The organism is Idiomarina aminovorans, from assembly GCF_023155095.1.
Classification (GTDB): domain Bacteria; phylum Pseudomonadota; class Gammaproteobacteria; order Enterobacterales; family Alteromonadaceae; genus Idiomarina; species Idiomarina aminovorans.
This window is the reverse complement of record NZ_JAKNDA010000006.1, coordinates 44,076-63,101: the sequence shown is the minus strand read 5'-3', so window position 1 is coordinate 63,101 and position 19,026 is coordinate 44,076. Positions and strand designations below refer to the sequence as shown.

General features: G+C 43.5%; 15 protein-coding genes and 2 pseudogenes. 9 read left to right on the top strand and 8 right to left on the bottom strand.

What is annotated here, in order from left to right; genetic code table 11:
• Positions 1–35: 35 nt before the first annotated feature.
• Positions 36–1,010: a hypothetical protein gene (locus L8G48_RS11405; protein ID WP_248264738.1), complete on the bottom strand. Its 975-nt coding sequence runs from the start codon at positions 1,008–1,010 to the stop codon at positions 36–38.
• Positions 1,011–1,364: 354 nt separating this feature from the next.
• Here L8G48_RS11405 and L8G48_RS11400 point away from each other — a divergent pair, with 354 nt between their 5' ends.
• The 6 genes from L8G48_RS11400 to L8G48_RS11375 all read left to right on the top strand — a co-directional run bounded on the left by L8G48_RS11400 (position 1,365) and on the right by L8G48_RS11375 (position 9,064).
• A complete protein-coding gene (locus tag L8G48_RS11400; RefSeq protein WP_248264737.1) occupies positions 1,365–1,802 on the top strand; it encodes a hypothetical protein in 438 nt (145 codons plus the stop codon).
• Between the two features lie 15 nt (positions 1,803–1,817).
• Complete coding sequence (locus L8G48_RS11395; protein ID WP_248264736.1) at positions 1,818–2,705, top strand: hypothetical protein; 888 nt, start codon at positions 1,818–1,820, stop codon at positions 2,703–2,705.
• Between the two features lie 100 nt (positions 2,706–2,805).
• Positions 2,806–4,149 (top strand): hypothetical protein, encoded by a 1,344-nt coding sequence (locus L8G48_RS11390; protein WP_248264735.1) that lies wholly within the window; start codon positions 2,806–2,808, stop codon positions 4,147–4,149.
• A gap of 231 nt (positions 4,150–4,380) precedes the next feature.
• Entirely contained in the window at positions 4,381–5,931 is a 1,551-nt protein-coding gene (locus tag L8G48_RS11385) for a hypothetical protein (RefSeq protein WP_248264734.1), read from the top strand.
• Between the two features lie 101 nt (positions 5,932–6,032).
• Positions 6,033–7,259 carry a hypothetical protein gene (locus L8G48_RS11380; protein WP_248264733.1) on the top strand — a complete coding sequence of 409 codons (1,227 nt, stop codon included), beginning with the start codon at positions 6,033–6,035 and terminating at the stop codon, positions 7,257–7,259.
• Positions 7,256–9,064 (top strand): S8 family peptidase, encoded by a 1,809-nt coding sequence (locus tag L8G48_RS11375; RefSeq protein WP_248264732.1) that lies wholly within the window; start codon positions 7,256–7,258, stop codon positions 9,062–9,064. The genes L8G48_RS11380 and L8G48_RS11375 overlap by 4 nt, the downstream gene beginning before the upstream one ends.
• Positions 9,065–9,765: 701 nt before the next feature.
• Here the strand turns inward: L8G48_RS11375 and L8G48_RS11370 are convergent.
• Positions 9,766–9,950 (bottom strand): annotated as a pseudogene (locus tag L8G48_RS11370) (DDE-type integrase/transposase/recombinase); the annotation flags it as partial.
• 211 nt (positions 9,951–10,161) lie between these two features.
• Here L8G48_RS11370 and L8G48_RS11365 point away from each other — a divergent pair.
• Positions 10,162–11,331, top strand: coding sequence for a serine hydrolase domain-containing protein (locus tag L8G48_RS11365; RefSeq protein WP_248264731.1), 1,170 nt, complete (start codon positions 10,162–10,164; stop codon positions 11,329–11,331).
• Between the two features lie 245 nt (positions 11,332–11,576).
• On the opposite strand, the gene L8G48_RS11360 is transcribed toward L8G48_RS11365, so the two are convergent.
• From L8G48_RS11360 to L8G48_RS11340, 5 genes are all read right to left on the bottom strand, one after another.
• Positions 11,577–12,476 (bottom strand): nucleotidyl transferase AbiEii/AbiGii toxin family protein, encoded by a 900-nt coding sequence (locus L8G48_RS11360; protein ID WP_248264730.1) that lies wholly within the window; start codon positions 12,474–12,476, stop codon positions 11,577–11,579.
• The gene (locus L8G48_RS11355) at positions 12,473–13,243 is read right to left on the bottom strand and encodes a type IV toxin-antitoxin system AbiEi family antitoxin (protein ID WP_248264729.1); all 771 of its coding nucleotides are present in this window, start codon (positions 13,241–13,243) and stop codon (positions 12,473–12,475) included. The genes L8G48_RS11360 and L8G48_RS11355 overlap by 4 nt, the downstream gene beginning before the upstream one ends.
• A gap of 123 nt (positions 13,244–13,366) precedes the next feature.
• Positions 13,367–13,714, bottom strand: a complete 348-nt coding sequence (locus L8G48_RS11350) for a DUF3024 domain-containing protein (protein ID WP_248264728.1) — start codon at positions 13,712–13,714, stop codon at positions 13,367–13,369.
• A gap of 11 nt (positions 13,715–13,725) precedes the next feature.
• Entirely contained in the window at positions 13,726–14,319 is a 594-nt protein-coding gene (locus tag L8G48_RS11345) for a Fic/DOC family protein (protein ID WP_248264727.1), read from the bottom strand.
• Positions 14,309–14,461 carry a hypothetical protein gene (locus L8G48_RS11340; protein ID WP_248264726.1) on the bottom strand — a complete coding sequence of 51 codons (153 nt, stop codon included), beginning with the start codon at positions 14,459–14,461 and terminating at the stop codon, positions 14,309–14,311. The genes L8G48_RS11345 and L8G48_RS11340 overlap by 11 nt, the downstream gene beginning before the upstream one ends.
• Before the next feature lie 564 nt (positions 14,462–15,025).
• Here L8G48_RS11340 and L8G48_RS11335 point away from each other — a divergent pair.
• Together L8G48_RS11335 and L8G48_RS11330 are read left to right on the top strand one after the other, a co-directional pair.
• Positions 15,026–15,799, top strand: coding sequence for a type IV toxin-antitoxin system AbiEi family antitoxin domain-containing protein (locus tag L8G48_RS11335; RefSeq protein ID WP_248264725.1), 774 nt, complete (start codon positions 15,026–15,028; stop codon positions 15,797–15,799).
• Positions 15,800–15,805: 6 nt separating this feature from the next.
• A pseudogene (locus L8G48_RS11330) lies at positions 15,806–16,483 on the top strand (nucleotidyl transferase AbiEii/AbiGii toxin family protein).
• 95 nt (positions 16,484–16,578) lie between these two features.
• Here L8G48_RS11330 and L8G48_RS11325 read toward each other — a convergent pair.
• A complete protein-coding gene (locus L8G48_RS11325; RefSeq protein WP_443986723.1) occupies positions 16,579–18,942 on the bottom strand; it encodes a TOTE conflict system archaeo-eukaryotic primase domain-containing protein in 2,364 nt (787 codons plus the stop codon).
• Between the last annotated feature and the right edge of the window lie 84 nt (positions 18,943–19,026).

Genomic DNA, 19,026 nt, shown 5'->3' with positions numbered 1-19,026 from the left:
ATCTACCGGTACTTTCGAAGCAATATAAAAATCACTCAAGAAATTGATGCCAAAAAAGCACTCATGTTGTCGTTTGGCTGCTCTACTTCAAAGTCTCCATACTTCTCTTTTAACTCCGGCCACAAGTTTCTTAACTTACCTCGACGCCTGTAAAAAGGGTGCAACCAAACAGTTGATAAGTAGTACGTCTCGTCGGGTGAGAGCTCCATAGTTACTTGCCCGATTAAACACTCTCGAACCCCTTTACCATCGCAAAGTCTAATTTCATCAAGGACAGGGTGTATAACCGTATTCTGCCAGCCTTCATCAGATTCATCCCAGTGAAAACCGTCATTACATTCCTTTGCCTGATAACGGCGTAATGCAACGCAAGCCTGCTTCTGCCACAAAGGAGAGTTGATAGTAATTATTTCATCAAAGTGAAGAGTTAGAGGCGCTGGGATAGGGCGGATTATTTTGCTACTTGCCTCCTCATAAAGGAGGTAATGAGCGTTGAAGTCTCCATTCAGAGAGTTTTCGCTATCGAAATTTATTAATCCAAAAATTTCACGAGATAAGTCATCTCCGGCATCACTGTAGGTTTTATCGATTGATTCGAAAAGTTTCTCGCCTTGCTCGTTTTTTCCTCTGCGCGCGCTATTCCTCTCTATTTGGATAACGTGAAATAAGCCTGATGGTAATAACTTGAACCAGTTAGTGCTATCCGCCCAGTAAAACAATAAACGTCCGCGAGAGCGCATACTATTAATTAAAGATAACAGCGCATCCTTTTCACACGTACCGGCGGTCATTAGAGGCTCGATAAACGATGATTGTTTAGGAGCATTAGGGTATGCCTCTCGGAAGAATTTGATTAGGAAGTTCAGTGCTTGCTCCCTATCTCGATCTTCGTAACCCACCACAACGATTGGTAAATTTTCTGACGAGGCTTCATTCTCAATTAGGCAGTCAATGCCAAGTGTTACACCCTTAAATTGGACATCAGTTAGCTCACTTTTAACTTGAGCCAAGAAGTCCTCCTTTGTCATTCTAATATCCAAAGCATCTTTCCTTGTGTGTCTTTGTTTATTTTATGTACTGAATTTACCACATGAGTTTGAGCAACGCATAATTGCTTCAAAGCGTTAAAACTAACGTCGATAAAAAGCCCCGTGAATATATTCGTTTGCTTCGTTTGTACTTCCCAGCTTCCACTAGACAGGCTGGTTTTTTGAACATCCATTGATACTAATTTTTGATGATAAGCGTGTCGGAAACAATAATTACTTGCCTGACTAAACCAAAAAAATTATGTTGTTTTTTTGTTTCTTTTGATAGCTTATCAGCTGTTTATGGAGAAAATAACTATTTTAAGGAAGCAAAGAATGAAATTTAACTTAATGTCACTAGCGGTCATGTTTGTAGCATTTAGTAGTTTTGCGGCACAAGAATCATCGGGTTTTCTATCTGTTACATCAGCACCGTCAGCTCTCGTGTCAGCTGAGCAATCTAAGTCGACTGTATTTCATGTCACAATGCCGTCTGATAGTACGTTGATTGCTACCGTCTACGGCGGTGACGAAATAAGTAGTGCTAATGAAAATAGTACTTATATTAAGGAATACATCGACGGCAACAATGTAACCTTTCAGGTCAGTTCTGCTGGACAATATTCAGTTTCAGCTGTGACAAAATGTGGTTTGAGTTTTTCAATAGTAATCAACGCTGTCGAAAGTAAAGAAAACCCAGTCGATATTAAGAAGTTTCTTCCTAAAGTCGCAATACAAGGAGCTTCCTGCGAAGCAGTAACGACCAAAGGTTAAGCGAAGGATTTACTTATGAGCGACAATAATGATGCAGACGCTTCAAATATAATATCAGACGATAATGAAAGTATTGACCCTTGGGCTGATCCGGTTAAAGAAACAAAACTGCTAAACTTTTTTATCGTTTTTGCAATTGCGGTTTTTGCGGCTGGCCACTTTTTTAACGTTGTAGAAGTTAAAATGTGGGGACAAACAGAGACTATGGGCATCGCAAGTGAAATGTCCAGCGGTGAACTTACCTTTTTCATTTCCTGCTGTGCGGTCGCTATTGCCACTGCATTAACAGGTGTTTTCCCGATGGCAGCAAAAGTCGTTGTCGGTTACTTCCTAATAACTTATGGCACTATTTTTTACGATATATTCAGTGAAGCTTCAGAGGCATCCGAGACGCTAAGCATGATGGGTGTGAATCTATCTAGGTCCCAAGGTTGGGAGAAGCTACTGGGTTATCTAGGTGCTGGTGCCTATTTAGTTGTTGGCGGTATGATTTTGATGTTTTTGAGTTTGTTTATCAGGCTCAAAACACGAAAGGTGCCAATAGACTCCTCTTTTGGAGACAGCTCTAAAGTTCGAGCTAAAGCAGGTGTTGTACTGGAGCGCAGTAGTGGGATCCTGAGTAAATATATTGAGGTTGTTAACCTTCATATTGCAGAAATAAAATTATTGCTGAAAGAGCATGATGCGACGGAGTCCTTGGATGCTCTCAAACGCGGCGTAGATAAAGTTAAAAAGTCGGCAAGTGATAAAGACCTTGCTCTAGGCTGTGACGGGCTATATGAGCTTATAAAAAATAGCTTGGGTTATATGGCTGGATTTATCAAAACGGTGTTTACTGCCAACAATACGGGGAAAGTTTTAGTCGTGTTTGGCGTTGTTATGGTTTACAACCTTATTTTTTAAAGAATGACTTTTTCGCGATACAGCAAAAAGATAATTGGGTTTTAATTACTGGCTTTTGGCTCGTATGTGGGACATTTAACTTTTCGAAAAAGGATTGAGAATGAAATTTTTTTATATCGTTAGCATTGGGATTTCACTTGGCTTACTAGGTGGCTGCGGTCAGAATATTGAAAAAATAAAGAGCGATATTCATAGCAGCAATAATATCGAGTCAGAACTGGAGTTTGAAGGGTACGTGGCAACAGTAGATAAAGATGACGTGAAAGCTGCAAAAGCTTTTAGGCGAGAAAATAATATTTCGTCGTTTATTGTAAATTCGGACGGGTCGTTAAAACCTCTTCCTCAACCGTCTTATACTCCTGACTCCTATGCCGCAGTAGAAGAAGCATATGAGAGCATTAAAGATACTCTCGTAATGATAGATAAAGAAGTAGAGCAAGAGGCAAAAGAGATAACCGCCTCTCACCAAAGAGATAAAGAACGTTATAAGTCAGTTCTGAAAGAACTTCAGAGTAAATTATCTGACTATAATAAACGTATCTCCAAGGAACAATCTGCTTATGATGCTGCTACAGAAAAGTTAAATACTTTCAAAAACATGAAAAAGGAAGCGCAGGAAAAATTCAGCAAAGATTTGCGTGAAATTATTATCGAGGACGAACTTGCTATAGACGTGAATCGTAGGTTTAAATTATATAATCAATATGATGTCTATTTTGGTGCTAGAGCTGTGCAGAGAGCTCGTGACAAAAACGAAAGTAACAAGAAATTAGCTCTAATTGGCAAGGAATCGAAGGTAGACTCAAGCGAGCGGTGCCTTGTAGTTAAAGAGTCTATTGGGAATGAAAAACTTATCGCCGCAGTCATAAAGTATGGTCTTCTTTATGAAAATGCGGATTACGAGATGGATCATTTAGATGATGAGCTTGATTCTGTAAAAAGTGAACTTCGTAGAGCGAAAATTATTGCGAAAAATCAAACCGGTATCGATGCTAACTCTATTCAAAAAGAAATTTCTCGGTTAGAGAAGCGTATTGAAAGATCGGATTATCTCGCCAAGTCAGATTCTAATATTGATCGACTTAAGAGAAGTGCTGTAAAAAGCCATTCTTTACTCATGAGTGCTAAGAATCAGTTCGATAGTGCTGTAGAAAATTACATGAAAGACGTTCATGCAGAAGCTTTGTCTTTGATAGATATCAGTTTAGATTCGTTTGACGATGAAAACGATAGTTACTCACTAGATGACGACGAGTATGGATTGGCTTTTTATATTTTAAAAGCTGAAGGACGAAGTAATATTGTTCATGTTGCGAAGCTTTCAGGGAACTCGAGTCAGCGGTCTTTCTATCAGGTTTTTAGGCAGTCAGAAGACGTTAGTAATCGCTTTAAAATAAATGGTCCAGCCGATATTGAGGAGATGCTAAAGCAACAAACTTTGTAGGTGCTGAGTTTTCTCTAAAAATTGTAGTAAATGCTCCCAAACCTATTCGGGTTAGGGAGCTAACCCTTTGATATTTTTAGTACCCCTTAGGTTTATTCCATTACATTATTCTTAATTTTCTTACTATCTGAATTCAACTTTTAGCTTGAAGGTCAGCTTGTTAAAAAGTTATTGAATTGTTATCTGGTATTTGACAGAATCCCGACATAATTTCGTACACGCTGATTGTCGATGAAAACTAAAAGCTTTTTTCTTTCCTTGTTATTTTTTATTTCTACTCACTCAATAGCAGAGCCAACCGAAATTGTGCCGGATTATATGGATGCTGCCGACAAAGGGGTTAATGATACGCGCGCGTTAACACTGCCGGATGGCACTGAAACAACGGTGGGTGAGTTTCGTAAAAGCACTATCGAGCATGCTGTTCGGGCTATGTCGCTCCAGTTTAAAAATGACGTACCGTTAACCTGGAGTGTAAAGTTTGGGGCATTAGATGGTTACGGGGCATTAACTTTAGGCCCTTCATTCTCAGAAGTGACGGAAAGAACCCAAAAAGATGATTTTGGTGTCATGAAAGAGGGGCGTCATTATCCGTTGACACTGACGGCCGCGTTGACAGAAAAACAGACGACTGATTACGACAACTACGGTGAGACTACGTTTGTTGACCGTGATGATGACTTCTTCTTTGAAGAAATATCAGAAAACACGGGCCTGCCTTTACTGGCGACGGTGGTTTACCATGAGTTAACTCACTTCTATGGATTTGCGGACACGAACTGTCTGGGTGGATGTGTGCCGGAGGATTATTCAGTTAACACCACCATGACGGAGATGCTGCGTTACCATCAAGAGAACGGTAACATAGCGCTCTATGACAACATGAATATCGACGCCCGCGTTGAGGCCGGTAAAAGTGTCGATGATTTATTGTTGTTAGGCTCTGAAGCAACCCAAAGTGCGCTGTCTAATGAGTTGACGAGTGGAACCCAGACCTATAATGACAAAACGTACGTTGAAATGTTTGCCGATCCATTGGCAGATGGTAGTTATGATCCCCAAGTAGGAGCGCACGTTTCAAACAACATTCAACCGGCTCAGCTAATGCGCTCCAGTGTGGCACACACAACGGATTTGGGTGTGGCCGCTTACATGCTGTGTGATATTGGCTGGTGCCGAGGCAGTGGTGAAGTAATTGATTTATCAGCTACAGCGAGCATTAATGAAAATGCATCATCAGAAACAGAGACCTACCTTGTCGTTACACTAAAAAATAACACCAACACAACGGTTGATAATGTGGTTGCTCAAGTGCGTTTTGATGACAACTATCCTGAATTATCGGTTGATAGTGCCGATGGGTGTGAGTTGTCTGAAGGTGGCTTGTCGTGTGCGCTGCCGTTCGGTCCACTGGAAGAAAAAGAGATCTTACTGTCGTTTGGCACCCTTGCAGATTCCGGCTATCAAATTGCCGGCGAGATCTACTCGGACGATTACGATGTTGATCGCGACGGATTTAATAATATCCTGGATGCCACATTAACATTCACCGCTGACGATGGCGGTAATGATGATGGTGGTGGCAATGACGACGATGGGAATGGTGACACCGATGATGGTGGTGGCAACGACGACAATGGGAGTGACGACGGCACCAGCAACGAGGGCCCGTCAGAGAATGTTAGCTCCGATACAAGCGGAGGTTCGACTTCGCTAGGCTTTCTATTGCTATTAGGGCTCTCGAGCCTAGCGAGTCGCTTTTTCTTTAATACAAAGCAATAATCAGTCTTTAACAAACCCCAAGGTGGCCCGAACGGAAACTTTACGATTTTGGTACGCCGTAACAGTTTTAATTAACATGCTTATTTAATAAGGATATTTCTATGAAAAAGCTCGCCTTTTTGCTGGTTGCGACCAGTATTTTATCCGCCTGTGGCGGAGGCGGTTCGGAGGGAGAGAGCTCAATTCCTCCACTGAGTGTTTCTCTAGGCTCGCTGAGTAGCATTGATGAAAACTCCAGTGAAACTGTATCCGTCTCAGCATCTAATGCTCAAGGTAATGCAGAGTTCAGTATTGAGGTCGAGGGCTCTCAAGCATTGAGTCTAGATACTAGTGGAGTATCTAGTAACGGTGGCAATATCGAGCTGACACTTGCTGAAATCTATGAAGACGACGCTGCAACTTTAAAAGTGACAGCTACAGATAGTGAAGGGCGTTCGTCAACAAAGACACTTTCTTTGTCCTTAGTTAATGTTTCAGGATTCGATAAAATTGAGACGAGCACGACTGCTTCATCAATAACTGAAAACTCCGAGTTAGAAATCCCTTTAAGTTATTTGGGCAGCAGAGGGACTGTTACTACCGATATTACGCTTAGTAGCCAAGGACGAGATGTAATCGGTCATTCGGTTTCTAAGACCAGTTCAGGAGTATTGCTGACACTGACTGCTGATGAGTTTAAATATAACAACCATGCCATGACGATTGAAGTTCAGGCAACAGATGGTGACGGTAAATCTCAATCTATCACGCTTGAATTAACTACCGATAACACCTCAGGAAGTTTGTCACTTAATCGGCTCCATTCTCTCATGTCATCAATATCAGGCGTTATTGATTTATCGGAGCAGAAGCTTTTGGTTGAGCGTTTAGAAGAGCTCGCTGTCTTTTTCAATGAAAGTCACACTGTAAAAAGTCCTTCTCTTTTGAGGCAGGTGTCTACAGAAGCAGGTTTTGAATCAGCCAGAGAGCTTGAGGTATGGCACAAATATAGTGTTTATGCAGTAGAAGACTACGAAGCATTAAGTGCAGGCGAAGACCACTTGGTAAACCAATTTAATGAGGCTGTACCCTTAATTGAAGCACACATGAATTCTACAGCCAGCGTTCTTCAGGAGGCTATAACCGCTGCATCACCAGTTACAGGTAATATCGAGTTGACCGAGGTTTACGTTAGTGAATCTGGCCGAGTGTCTCAGTTAATTGGTAATACCTCTTTAGGTCAGTTTAAAGATGGAACATGGGTCTTTGACCCTGCCTTTGAGTTCCTGGAGGCTATTGCCTTTCCCGAATCTCAAACTTGTTCAAGCGACGACGAAGGTGACGCATGAAAAATACATTCAAACTTTTATCTGTGGGTGCATTAGCCTTTGTAAGCTTGCAAGGTGTTGCGCAGGATCGAGAATCCGTTTTACTTGGCTCTAGTGATACAGTCCGTTTAGTAATAAATGCAGGTTCAACGTCAACTGCTACGCAGAGTGCAACTAGTGAAAGCTTTTCAGAAAGCTGTGTAGCAACACCGGATGGTGCAAATGATTGGTGTCTGAGCAGCGAAAAAGCGCAACGGTTAAACCAATTAAGAAGCGCGGTCTCGAATAACGGAGGCGGCTTTGAGGTCGTTAAACTTCCATCTTATGGATACAGCTCGGCTCGCGTCGCAGAGATCTTGAACCAATCAGGAAAGTTCGGACTGGTTGAGGTTGATGCAGTTACGAGAACCAGACCCGGCATAGTGGGTTATGTATCAAGTTCAACGGCTACAAGCCAGTCAGTAAACGATCCTGCGTTCAGCCAATATCAGCTTGACTACTTTCAAAGTGCTGACGATTCGCCATCAGGTTCAAATATTCTTGGGTTTTGGGATGCGATCGGCATGGATGCGGTGACGCAAGTTAAAAACCCCGTTGATTTAATTGTTATGGATTCTAGTTTCGTTGAAAATTCAGAGTCGCCATACACTGCAGGTGGGCGTAACTTTTCGACGACTGCGCTTGAAAAAGATGGCCCAGCTCAAGAGCGAAGTGATAACTTTCAGCCTCCTGCCGAGTTGGACGGAATGAATTGCGGATCTCACGGTTTGGAAGTTAGCAGTATTGCGACAGCACTGATTGATAACGGCAAAAACATTTCAGGTGTTACCAATAACGTAAATGTCCATGCAATTCGGACGTTGACTTGTGGAACCGGCTTTCTGAGCGATGCTGCTGATGCGATGGATTGGCTGACGGGTAAATCGTTCGATAACGTAACGCCATACAGCGGCAACGTTGGCGTGGTTAATATGAGTTTTGCCGCTCAAACGATGGAGTGTCCAACTTTTTTGCAGGACGCTATCAATCGCGCAACAGAGGCAGGATTTACTTTTGTTGCCGCGGCCGGGAATGAATCGGGAAACGCAGTTGAACACTCTCCTGCGAATTGTGACAACGTTATTTCTACTGGCTCTTTAGCCCGTGACGGTGAAAAAGCGGATTTTACTAACTCGGACGAAAGCATCGACATTATGGCTCAGGGTAAACGTATTGCGGTCGTCTGTGGTGACAGTGAACATGCCTGCTACGGTGAGGGAACATCCTACTCGGCGCCGCTGGTATCGAGCGTGTTGGCAACAGTAAAGCAATTGACTCTGGCCGACGATGAGTTACTCAAATTTGCGTTAAAGACGACGGCTCGCACTGATACACTAGGTCCATCGTGTGGTGATGGCAGCTGTGGGTCAGGCCTGATGGAAGCACTTGGTGTTTATACGATCGCTCAACAAGCTCAAGAGGGCGAACTGAACCGTATAGAGCATGCTCTTGCAGGTAAGGATGAGTGTGAACAAGAATGGTATATGGATCACTTCGGAAGTGAGGGTAGGCTTTGCGAAATGTACAAAGTAACCTTTATGGGAGGCTTTCACACTGAAGGCGTGCAATATCAGCTTGTATCGATATCCAAAGGGAGTAACTGGGAAACTGCTACGCCATCAATTGAAGGTCAGTTCGACCAGCCAATAGTGACTCTTGAAAGTATCGATGCAGAATCATTCGATTATGGTATGCAAACCTGTGAAGATGGTGTCTGTGATGAGGTTAGAGCGATGAATATCGAAAAAGCGTTACCAGATACCCGGCCTGCTGTTTGTGCTGAGTGAATGAAGTTTTGGTTCACGACTTAAAGTGAATTTAGAGTGTTCTCTTCATTTGATGTCCCTAAGCCCGTAGGGCTTAGGGACATCAAATATTATAAATTTCCAGTTCTGAGCTTCGGGTTGAGCGTCGAAACTGAGTTTGGGGGTTCGTGGTAAGTTCCGAAACTAGAAATTTTCTGGCTAGTGGTCCATTTTGGCTGGCTGAATTGTGGCAAGTTTTGCACGACACTGTTCTTTTACGTTCTGACCTCTGGCTAAATGGCCTGCGTTCGAAACTCAGTAAACTATTGATGTATCGAGTAAAGCCAGTTTCGGACGGTTAACCCCAAACTACCCAGTTTCGTCGTTCTTTGCTCCGGAGGCAGAGGTCATAGGTTCGAATCCTATCGGGTGCGCCATCAAAAGCTTTCAAGCATTTTCACTACATATTCCGGCATTATTTCTGTTTGCGATTTTGAGTCAATTTAAAAACCTATTGACCTTTACCTAAAGTCTCGAAAAGTCACCAAAAACAAGCCCGTGACATATGCGTGACAAACTCGTGACAGAATTTTCGGCTTAGCCTTTTTATACCCACCAATATGACCTTTACTCTAAAAAACGCTAATTATAGAAATAAGACATGATTCTATCTTTTGGGATAAGGTCTGTAGGGTTTTTGATTCATGTAAATGCCCTGACTCGTGTAGATACCATCTCAATCTGTTTCCGCGACGGCTCATGCTTCCTTCTAAATTATGACTTTTAAGGAATGACTCCGGTCGAGATTCGTATACTGGCTTCCTTGATCCGAGTGAACAGTAACAGTTTGTTGAGGGTTTCTCCGCCATACCGCCATGAGTAGCGCATCAAGCACCAACTCTTTGGTCATTCGCTGTTGCATTGACCACTTGAATCTAAAACTGCTCAATTTATGTTCTCGATCTCGCCGTGTGTGTATGCTTAACCTCGACGTCTAAAAAACAGCAAATAAAATGGTGTGATAACAAGATCCTTGAAAATTTCAGATCGAATAGGTAAGTTCATTATCCGTCAGGTGCGGGCTATTCATCAGGCCTTGAATTATTTGGTTTTTAATCCACAGCGAGTAAGTGAGAGTTTTGAAAAAATATCGTGTAGGGTTTCAGCGGCAAATGAAGCTAATGGTTGCCATTACATTGAGTATGACTTTTTCAGTAACATTTGCACAGACAACAGATACTAAAATAACAAAAGAACTGCAAGCTATCGTGTCTGAAGAACATGCAAACAGTGGCTTAGTCTCTCTGGGAGCGGCAATTTCCAAAAATCGAGTACATCTGGCGACGGCGGTATACGGTGAAAGAGAAACCAAAAGCGGTGTACCTGTATCAATCGATGACAAATGGCATATTGGCTCCGTCACTAAATCAATGACTGCCACCATGATAGCCCGACTGGTGGAAAGAGGCGTGTTGCAATGGGATACCACAGTTGGTGACATCCTCACCGACAGCAGGGTAAGACCTCAATGGCGAGACGCCACTTTGTCGCAGCTGCTCACTCACACTAGTGGAGCTGAAACTGACTTCCCCTGGCGGATCCAGTCGCTGTACCCAAAAGAAGGGATAGAGCGCGACGCGCTACGCAAAGAAGAAGTCCTGAAAATACTAGAGGAAAAGCCCGATTATAAGCCGGGCACTGATTTCGAATATTCCAATGTTGGCTATACAATTGCTGCTGTATTGGCCACCACCAAAACCGGGAAAACCTGGGAAGATCTTATTCGTGAAGAGGTGTTTCAACCGCTGGATTTGTCGAGCGGTGGCTTCGGTCCACCTGTCGATGTAAACGAAACGATGAAACAACCACGAGGTCATAAAATCACCTGGTTTAGCGGCCCGGAAGCGGTAACCACCGACACTGATAACTCTCCTATCATGGGACCTGCTGGTATGATTCACATGTCGCTCAAAGACTTATCTGCCTATGCGAATGAACATCTTTTGGGCAGTCAGGGTAAAAGCGAGCTGTTGAGTGCCCAAACCTATCAACGACTCCACGAACCCGGTATGGAAGACTATGCCTATGGTTGGATTTTGGCGTTGGATGATTCCTGGGCGAATGAGCACAAAGTGTTATATCACAACGGCTCTAACCGCTTTTGGTTTGCGCTGTTAGTGATTATTCCGGAGTTGCAAATCTCTATAGCCGTCACAACCAATTACGGCGATTTAAAGCCCGCCAGAAAAAGTGCCTGGAATATCGTTAAACATATGACCGCTTTTTTAATGGAAAACCCCGATATCTAATCATCGATCTTCTCTCTTTGACACGGGACGTATCAGCGCTCAGCTGTCGGCCCGTTGTAGTAAAAGGCATCCGTCCTTTTCCCATTCAACCCTTTAGTCTTTGCCATTGGACTTCCTAGCTTTCACTAGACAGTCTGTAGATTCTCAAGGTACGCCTTTTCAAAGTTAACAGGCGATACGCCGCCTGCATGAAAATGAAACTGTTTCGGGGAATGACAGACGCAGCTTTTCGCTAGAGCGATAAATCAGCTTGCCAATATCTCTTCAAGTCGATGAAGTTGCCGTTGATAGGTGTCTGGACTGTCTTCTTTGAATTTCGCCAAGTTTAGCAGCTTCCACTTAACGGATGGAAAGCGTTGATAGTCGTATACAGACCAGTCCGGTTGCAGTTGGTTAAACGATAAAAGAAAACGCTTATCGGTCCGGTCTAAATTGGTTGTTACTGCATCGATAAGTTTGCGCCTGGCGTCTTCATAGTCGGCGTAGCTGAATGCAAGATTACTCATCCCTTCAAACTGGTTTTCAAAGGCTGTTTGCTGATCAAGTAAGTTTGGCTCAAGCATTTCATGCGTGGGTCGGTTGCTGCTGATGAGGGCGAAAATAAAGCCACGTTTTATTTCGTCCGTAAAGCCGATACCCTCCAATAACAGCTTCGTATCGAAAAGGTCTCTTGGGTGCTGCCGGTCAAGAGCCGCACAGAGTTTACCTCCATAAAGCTGACCAAGAGGAACTATCGGCATGGCACAAAATACGTCGTATTCTTCTTGTGCAGATGAACACAGTGCCGTTCTGTTTGCAGGCCCCAATAAGCCGCGTCCGACCATATTCACTTCAACCTTAATTTGCACCCCTTGCTGACTAATCTGAAGCTTACAAACGTTTGGTTTATGCTGAACGCAGATGGAGGCACTCAATTTTTCAATGCGCTCCTTTATGTGCATAAGAGCAACATTAATGGCATCCAAGGTTTCAGACCGCTCTGCTATCTCGACATAAGTTAAATCGATGTCTACGGACAGCCTTGGCATGTCCTGCAGAAACAAATTGATGGCCGTACCACCATGCATCGCAAAACAATCCTCTTTCGCGATTTCTGGCAACACATTCAGAAGCAGCTTCACCTGCCTTTTATAAGCGCCATTCATGCCAATGTCTCCAGAGCCTTCGGTACGGTGATCCGATACTTCGCCACATACACACCACCAGCTACTATCGAGCGCTTGCCGGAGCCTAGATTCACGTTGTCTAAATTGAGGTAACGCACCCAGTCGTGATTCGCTTTGTCAGCCATATAGAGAAACAGGCGTTTAACCTTGATTGATTTGCAGGCTTCAAGCAGTTTTTGCACGGATACCGGCCGCAGGTTGTTCAGCCCTTCCATTAACTCATAAACTTCCTTTAATGATTGTGACTTTGGTGCCAGATATAAGCATTCCATGATTGCTCGCGCAGGGTCGGATACCGTCACCTTAAATTGCTTATGTGATAATTCGGTCATACCAAGATCTGGCGGTAGGAAATTGGTGAGCGTGCATTTTACCCTAAGACCCCAGTCCCGCTTCTTGAACCAAAGCGGCAAATGCTCGCCTTTGTCACCAAACAGTTGGGCATGTTTTGGAGAGAGCTCTAAGTAGTGTGATTTGCCTTGCAGTGCTAATGCAGTCTTCCCCCCCGGATGGACAGACAGACCCAGTTGGGTTTGCAGTGCATATATAGCACCCAGATAATCGACCTGATCACCGTAACGGATTAATGCGCCCGTACCGACAGATTCAAACCACTGACTGTTCTTATAGCGCTTTTGCAGATCGTTGCTGTAACCATTATCAGCAAGCCAGGCAGAGCAAAGCACAACTCCGGCAGGTTGGTCTCTGAGCAGTTTGTTTAATTTAGATGATGATTCAGTACTCATAGTGCCAACCTAGTATAATTTATAAACCACGTTAACCCTGAGTTTATATTATTTTATATTTCGGCGCTATTAGTACTTAAAGAGATTGAATTTTAAACTTCGGGGCTGGTTGTCGATTGATGCTCAACCAAAGAAACAAGCGTACTGATCATCACTCACAAGTTTTAAAAACTCACTAAGTCGCTTCACTTTTGGTTTTGGCTCATAAGCATGCCATTTCAGATCAGCGCGCTGCCAATACACTTTCCAGCAATTCTGCGTTTTTACGTAGGTTGTTTTTGCCACCGGCAGCTCCATGGTTTCAGAAGGGTTTTGCCACTGCGGTCTGATCTTGAAAATTTCGATACTCTGATTTTCAACTCGGTAACCAAGGTCAAGCTCTGGTCTTATGTGCACGGGCGGTCGCCTTACCGCCATGAACGCTTCAAGTTCTTTCTCACATTTCTTAATTTCGAATTCACTGAGTGCCATAGGTGGAGTTCCTAAATTTTTCGGAGGGCCTGTTCAAAAATTTGTTCTAACGGGTTGAGGTTTAAAAGCACGCCCGCTACGTTGGCTTCAATCCATTGTTCCTGTGAAAGAAGGGGCCAGGTTACGTCATAACCAAGTGAAAACATCACTTCTTCAAAAAATAAGCGCTGCGTACGTTCGTTTCCTTCTCTAAATGGATGCAGTAAATTAATTTCACAGTAAAGGTCGGCCCCCCTCTGAACGAGCGCATTTCGATTTAGCGCATTACTCAGTGTTGGTATTTGTGTAAAAAGTTGAGTCGCTTCTGCTTCAATGCGGGAGCTTGTAAAAAATCGGGTCTCACCTTTTGATATGTCTATGGTACGTATTTCACCAGCCCATTCGTATAGATCTTGGAATAAATGGTGGTGTAATTCTTTCAGGTGATCGAAAGTAAAACGACTAATACTCGAAGGCTCAGAGCGGTATTCTTTGTAGCGTAAGGTAGTAAATTCAGTCTCAGCCTCTGCTAAATCGTCGGTATTTCGGATGTTGAGCTTATTAATCAGAACATCGGAATTTGGATAGCAGTAGTTGTCGTGCGCGACACCATACTTATCGTGCATATTTACGTTTTAACGAGGCGATAGTTTGACCGTCAACGGAGCTTTTCAATTTTAAACCTTCATACATGAGGCTTGTTTTGAAATTCTCCATTTTAGGGACAAAATTTGCTGTCTTTTTCATCTGAGCGGTAGATTTTTTCATTGGCGCCTCTCCAGTTTCTGCTGATTAAATTATACGCTAATTCAACACGCTCTGCCATGCTCAGTTTCATGGCCATCTTTACTGCATAGGGAGGTTTAGCTCCCGTTCAAGAACGCTTGTTCCTACCAAATTATAGGCGTTTTAATTAATATTTAAACCATGATGATTGCTAACCGACACATAATTTAGGGTAGTGGTTATCTGGCTAACTATCCTTTTTTCCATACCCTCTTGTGACAGGTTTTGCAGGGTTTGGAGATAAAACGCTAAAACATCTGGCTAAATGGCCTCGTTAAAATATTCCTAAGATCGTTGTATGACTTGGCCTACACGGTTGATACCTACCCTCAACATTTAACAACAGCCAGTCGCTATTTACTCCGGAGGAAGAGGTCATAGGTTCGACTCCTATCGGGTGCGCCAATAGCATCAGCGTTTTTAGCACAAGTCACCACTAACAAAAATCTCTTTAATGAATTTTTTACCTCCCTGGGTTTGACTAGTTCAAAATACACGTCGATAATAAACGTGTATTTGTTAAGTTATAAACTCAAAGAGCATCACATGTTAAATCATGAAGCAGGCAAAACCTTAAAACAAAGACTTCCTCTCGGTATGGTGGCAACGAAGCGTTGGCTACAAGAGCAGGGGTTGAGTTTACATTACATCGATAACTCAGTAAGAAGAGAGGCTTTAGTCGTTGCTGTACCTGGTGTGTACTACCGAGACGAAACCCGTCCTACTTGGCAAGGTGTTGTCGCTTCACTGCAACGAATGTCGGGCTGTCCTGTCCATGTTGGTGGGTTAACTGCACTGGAACTTAGTGGTGTAAGTCACTATGTACAAAGGAGTTCAAAGCCAACAATCGCTATTTATTCACCAAGCAAGCTTCCTACATGGATCTGTAGAGTCAATGTCGAGGCTACTTTTGAATGGCATGGAACGAAGCGATTGTGGCCTGACTCGTTAATGCGTAACCAACAATTTTTACGCCATCATGAATGGTCAGCAGGATTGCCAAGAATAACGTATTCTTGTGTTGAGAAGGCGTATTTTGAAGTACTAAATCAAGTACCTAAAAGCGTCAGTTTTGAACATGCTGACGCGCTACTTCAGGGGCTACACAACCTGTCACCACGCAAAATCGACACCCTTTTGAAGGACTGTCTAAATATAAAAGTGAAGCGTCTTTTCTTCTGGTTATCTGAGCGGAACCAACACCCTTGGTTTAAATATCTAACACCTGCCGACTATGGTTTAGGTACAGGGAAACGGGCTGTCGCAGTCGATGGCCGCCTGGAAAGCAAGTGGCAAATCACGGTTCCCAAGGAGATGTGAATTACTATGGATAGAAATAACATTTATTATCGTCAGGTTCAGTTGCTCATGCAGGTTCTGCCATTTGTCGCAACTCATCACTGTTTTGCGCTCAAAGGTGGCACTGCGATTAATTTATTCGTCAGAGACTGTCCTCGGCTTTCGGTTGATATTGATCTGGTATTTTTGCCAATGATGGATTGAGATGAAGCTCTTCATACTATCAGCAATCACTTGGAGCAAATTGCGAAAAGCCTTACTAACGGACTGCGGGGTGTTGAAGTTATACGCGTTTTTGAAACTAAACGAGATGCTCTCCGGTTATTGGTAGAGCGCGATATTGAAGATAAAAAGGTTCAGATAAAGATAGAACTGTCACCCGTACTTCGAGGAACTGTGTACAAAGCGACAACCTTGAGTGTTACTGATGCGGTTGAAAATGAATTTGGGTTCGCAGAAATCTCCGTGGTTAATTTCTCCGATCTTTATGCTGGTAAGATTTGCGCCGCGCTCGATCGGCAACATCCCAGAGATTTGTTTGACGTAAAATTACTCTTGGATAATGAAGGCTTAACTGACGATATTCGTAAAGCGTTACTTGTTTATATTATCAGCCACCCGCGTCCAATTTCGGAATTACTTCCGGAAACTTTCGTTGGGGTCTCCTCCGGAGGCAGGGGTTGCCGGGTGCACCAGTGTTTATAGTTGCGTAAAGCGTCAGTTTTCTCTCCTAAATCGCAGTTTAGTGATCTGACTAGTTGGGTTCTCGTTATGCGTATTTGAGCAACAACGCAGCCTCTTTATTCTGGAGCTTCGACATGAACATTATACCCCATGGCTTTATAAGCCTTTTCCCGCTTATTGAACATACGCATTAACATTGGGAGCTCAGAGTCGACATAATCGTGGATTATAACGCTCTTTTTACCATCTGATTCCCTATGAATCCGACCGGCGTACTGCGCTAAAGAGCCCTTCCAGGCAATTGGCATAGCCAGAAACAGTGTATCAAGCCTCGGTAAGTCAAAGCCCTCCCCAACGTACTTTCCGGTAGCGACAATGGCCTGTGCTGATATTAATTTCTCATCGACGCTTCGCCGCTCAGCAGCTTTCATAGAGCCTTTAAGTAATAGTGTTTCAATACCCTGTTGTTTAAGTAAAACGTCAACAATTTTCGCATGCTGGCGCCTTTCAGTCAGCACGAGTGGGTGCCGACCTGCGGCAACGCAAGCTACGATATCGGATACGATTTGATGATTCCGCTCGGCGTTTTCCATTATCCACTGATAGGCATCGGTTATACGGGGCCTGCTTTCATCGCCTAGCAGTTGCTGAGGCGGTTTGTCATAGCGGTGATGGATTCTTATATCTTGTCTGAACTTATCCCCACTTGCCTTTTTAACGTTGTGTCGGATCGGTCCGGTTGTCATAAACGTTATTTTTTGGAGCCCATCTTGTCTTTCGGGAGTGGCTGTTAAGCCCAGCACATATTTAGCCCGCACTTCGTTCAATACCATTTCATACCGTGGTGCAGATACATGATGGCATTCATCGACAATTACATGACCGTATTCCTGGACCAATGTCGATACGGTGTTGTCTTTTTTACTAAACAGGCTTTGGTAGGTAGCGACATCAATAACTCCGCTCGGTCGCTTCTTACCTCCCCCAACAACACCAGTGATAGTGTCTGGTAAAAATGAGCGTAATCTCTCTTGCCACTGCTCAAGAAGCTGGCGACTGTGTACAAGGATTAGCGTGTTTGTTTTACGTTCAGCTATTAATCCTATTGCGGTAACTGTTTTTCCAAAAGCAGTGGGGGCGTGCAGTATACCTACATCGTACTTGACCATGGCGTTAATCGCTGCTTGCTGGTTCTTTTTTAGCTTGAAGCGTGGAGTGAGCCTTTTTATCTTTGCTCCCGCCTCACGTTTATCCGTAATTTGTGTACCAATACCATTTTCTTGCAGTAATGCTAACGCTTCATCTAAACAACCCCGCGGAAGTGCTAAATAGCCCTGTTCGATGCGCGCGCAAGAAATAAACCTGGGGATCCCATGAGTAGAAAAGCGAAGCGCCTGGGTTTTAAAGAATACTGGATTAGAGAAGCTAGCTAACCGTCTTAGCCTCGCAGCTAGATTTTTCGGAAGCTCTTCAAGCGCAAAATAAATGTAATTAACCAGTGTTATGGTTACCTGCTGAGGAGGATTTTCCATAACCAATGGTTGTGGTTTGGCTGTCTTTTCCCAAGGTGGCGTCGTTTCGTTTAACTCGCTATCAGTATGGTTTAAATTTTGTGAAATTTTGCCAAGCACAGTGGCGAGTTTCTCACGTGACAATTTTTTCATGCTCGCAAGAAACTGCCATTGATCACTGATCATTTTTAACTCTTTATCGACAAAGGAACTATGGCCTGCCAGCCTTGCTTCTCGCTGCAGTGGAAGTGCTATTAGATTGCCGAAGCCACCTTCCGGGAGAATATCCTGGTTGGGGAACAATCTGTCGTAGGATTCAAAGGATAAGTTTGGAAAAATGTCCATCGCTACGTCAAGCAACCGAAACCCTAATGAACGCACGTTTTTAGCTGGAACTTTTTCCTCAAAAAATATCCATAAATGAGCACCATTACCGGATCTTGAAATTTCAATTGCATGGGGCACATCATATTCTGTACAGGCCTGAGACATTGCTTTTACTTCGCGCTGCCAGTCGCCCTTGTCAAAGTCCGCAGCCAATAAATAACAAGTATCATCATGTAGTAGTGGGTATAAACCAACAACTTGCTGCCCTGCCAAGTGCTGATAGATCACCCTATCGCTTAATTCACTGAACTTTCGATGATTACAATCCTGGCATTTGATACGTGGCTTATTACAGATTCCCTGAACCCACTCGTTGTCACATGCAACGGCATATCCACTTCGTCCCTGTTGGTTCTGCCAACGAAGAGAAAAAATGTCTGTACGACCTCGGAATAGATTCCTAAATATATCTATTTTTTGCGACGGGGATAACTTGCGGCCTGAAGCTGCGAGGGGATTCTGTTCAAGCAAAGATTGTTTGCGTGCTATCAGCTGTTGCTTTTCATTTTCAAGTTCGGTTAAACGCCTATTAATAGTCCCTACATCATTGTAATCATTTGTATTGGGGCTAGAACAAGACATAGCTATGACACCAATAATGTCGCAATAGTTGTCGTATGCGACACCATACTTATTGCGCATATTTACGTTTTAACGAAGCGATAG